Origin of the sequence: Novosphingobium panipatense (assembly GCF_900182875.1) — a bacterium.
Lineage (GTDB): Bacteria > Pseudomonadota > Alphaproteobacteria > Sphingomonadales > Sphingomonadaceae > Novosphingobium > Novosphingobium panipatense.
Genome location: NZ_FXUI01000045.1, coordinates 1 through 2,648, shown reverse-complemented (window position 1 = coordinate 2,648; position 2,648 = coordinate 1). Strand labels below are relative to the sequence as shown.

Below are 2,648 nucleotides of genomic sequence, written 5' to 3'. Positions count from 1 at the left end.
TATAGCGCGACGATCTGGATGAGAGGCGCGCGTCAATCAGGATGAGAACAGATTGTCGCGGCGCTGCCGTGAGTGCCTGTTCGGATTGTCGCTGGCAAGACCTATTCGGCGGTCTGATTGTCGCGGGGCGACATTTCCTCGACGGTTTTGATGGTCGCGTAGGTTGGTGGTCTTCCGGCGCGTGATTGTCGCTGGAGGGCGGAGCGCCGGCGGTAGCTCTCGACGTTCATTTCGAAGATGGTGGCGTGGTGGACCAAGCGATCGACGGCGGCGAGCGTCATGGCGGGATCGGGGAAGACGCGGTTCCATTCGCCGAAGGGCTGGTTGGCGGTGATCAGCATCGAACGGCGTTCGTAGCGGGCGCTGATCAGTTCGAACAGGACCGAGGTTTCGGCTTGGTCCTTGGTGACATAGGCGAGATCGTCGAGGATCAGCAGGTGATACTTGTCGAGCTTGGCGATGGCGGCTTCGAGCGCGAGCTCGCGGCGCGCGACCTGAAGCTTCTGGACGAGGTCGGAGGTGCGCGCGAACAGCACGCGCCAGCCATTCTCGATGAGCGCCAGGCCAATGGCTGCGGCGAGATGGCTTTTGCCGCCGCCGGGCGGGCCGAACAGGATCAGATTGGCGCCCTTCTCGAGCCAGCCATCGCCCGAGCACATCGCGGTGACCTGTGCCCGGCTGATCATTGGCACGGCGTCGAAGGCGAAGCTGTCGAGGGTCTTGCCCGGTGGCAGGCGTGCTTCCGAGAGATGCCGTTCGATCCGGCGCCGGTCGCGTTCGGCGATCTCGTGCTCGGCGAGCGCGGCGATCAACCGGGCGCCTGGCCAGCCTTCCTTGTCCGCGCGGGCGGCGAAGTCGCCCCAGACCAGCTTGATCGCGGGCAGGCGAAGGTCGTTGAGGATGAGGCTGAGCCGCTGGGCGTCGATGGCGTGAGGCGCCTTGGTCATGCGGCTTCTCCCAGCAGCAGATCATCGTAGATAGTCAGCGGCGCGAGTTCGACGACCACCTCGGGCAGCGTCGCCGGGTCGGGGGCGAAGCGCTCCCGCAGCGCGGCGATGTCGGGCAGACGGCCGGCGGCGAGTTCAGCGCCGAGCATGTCGGCCAGTTCGGCCTCGCAGCCGCGCTCGTGCGCCAGGCTGAGCAGGTCGACCATCAACCGGCAGGCGGTGCGGTCAGGCAGCGCCTCGATCAGCCGCTCGAAGGTGCGGGCGTAAGCCTCGCGCGGGAACAACTGGTTGCGATAGACCAGCTTCATCAGCGCCATCGGCTTGCGCCGCAGGCTGTGGATCACATGCCGGTAATCGACAACATGGCCGTGTGCGCCATTGGGCAGCGAACGACCGCGCTGCAGCGTCATCAGATGGGTGCCGCCGATGAACAGGTCGAGCCGGTCATCGTAGAGCCGGACCCGCAGGCGGTGACCGATCAGCCGTGACGGCACGGTGTAGAAGACTTTCCTCAACGTGAAGCTGCTGGTCGATGTGATCGTGACGATCGTCTCCTCGTAGTCGCTGGTGCGCCGGTCGGGCAGCGGCTGCAGGGCGGCGCGCTCGGCGTCGATGCGGGCGCCATTGCGCCGGTTCTTGGTCGCCACGATCTCGTCGATGAAGCGGCGATAGGCCGCAAGATCGTCGAAGTCGCGCGACCCGCGCAGCAGGAGCGCATCGCGGATCGCCGCCTTGAGATGCCCGTGCGCGCTCTCGATACCGCCATTCTCGTGCGCGATGCCCCGATTGTTGCGCGTCGGCGTCATGCCGTAATGCTCACATAGCGCGTCGTAGCGGGTGGTGAGATCCGCCCTGGCCCCGGCCTCGAGATTGCGGAACGCGGCCGACAGACTGTCGCTGCGGTGTTCGCCGGGTGCACCACCCAGCGCCCACAGCGCGTTTTGCAGTCCTTCGGCAAGCGCGACGAAGCTCTCGCCGCCCAGGATGACATGGGCGTGCTCGAAGCCCGACCAGATCAACCGGAAGTGATAGAGGCGATGGTCGAGCGGCTGTCCGGCTACCAATACGCCCAACTCTCCCATCTCGGTAAAATCCGACAGGCCGAGCCTGCCTGGCTCGTGTGTCTGACGGAAGATCACCTCCTGCTCGGGGCCATGGATCGCGCGCCAGGAGCGGATGCGCCGCTCCAGCGTGCGCCTGATCCCCGGATCGAGATCGGGGTGGCGCCGGCGCATCTCCTCGAAGATCGCCACGGCCCGCAAGCCCGGCCCAGCCTTGAGGAGCGGCACGACCTCCTGCTCGAAGATGTCGGCAAGCGGATCGGGCCGGCGCCGCTCGCGCGGCGTGCCACGCTGCGAAGGGAGCATCGGATCCCCGGCGATCCGATAGCCGGTCGCCGTGCTGAACCCCGCCTTCGCGGCCGCCACCGCGATGCTGTTGGTCTGTCGAAGCTTCATGAAGAACCTCATCTGATGATCGTTGACGTGGCAACCCGGCACCCACGGCATCTCCCTCAACCCGGAAAATGCTCGTGAATATCGGGCCGGCCTCGACCATCAGCGGCCTCTTTGACGAAGGGCCATCGGGTGTTGGGGTGCCGTCTACGGGCCTCGGGCTACGCCCTCCGCCCTCCGCCGACACCCCAACACCCGATTCTCATCCTGATTGACGCTGCGCTCTCATCCTGTTTGTCGCGCGGCA

At 66.2% G+C, this 2,648-nt stretch carries 2 protein-coding genes; both read right to left on the bottom strand.

Going from position 1 to position 2,648, the window contains the following annotated elements; genetic code table 11:
- Positions 1–101 precede the first annotated feature (101 nt).
- Complete coding sequence (istB, locus tag QOL62_RS19625; protein ID WP_283407297.1) at positions 102–947, bottom strand: IS21-like element helper ATPase IstB; 846 nt, start codon at positions 945–947, stop codon at positions 102–104.
- Positions 944–2,446 (bottom strand): IS21 family transposase, encoded by a 1,503-nt coding sequence (gene istA, locus QOL62_RS19620; RefSeq protein WP_417629203.1) that lies wholly within the window; start codon positions 2,444–2,446, stop codon positions 944–946. Before istA ends, istB begins: the two co-directional genes overlap by 4 nt.
- Positions 2,447–2,648: the final 202 nt, after the last annotated feature.

Bases quoted from the DNA above. Each gene is read 5' to 3' on its own strand.
- istB (WP_283407297.1), bottom strand. From the start codon at position 947: ATGACCAAGGCGCCTCACGCCATCGACGCCCAGCGGCTCAGCCTCATC.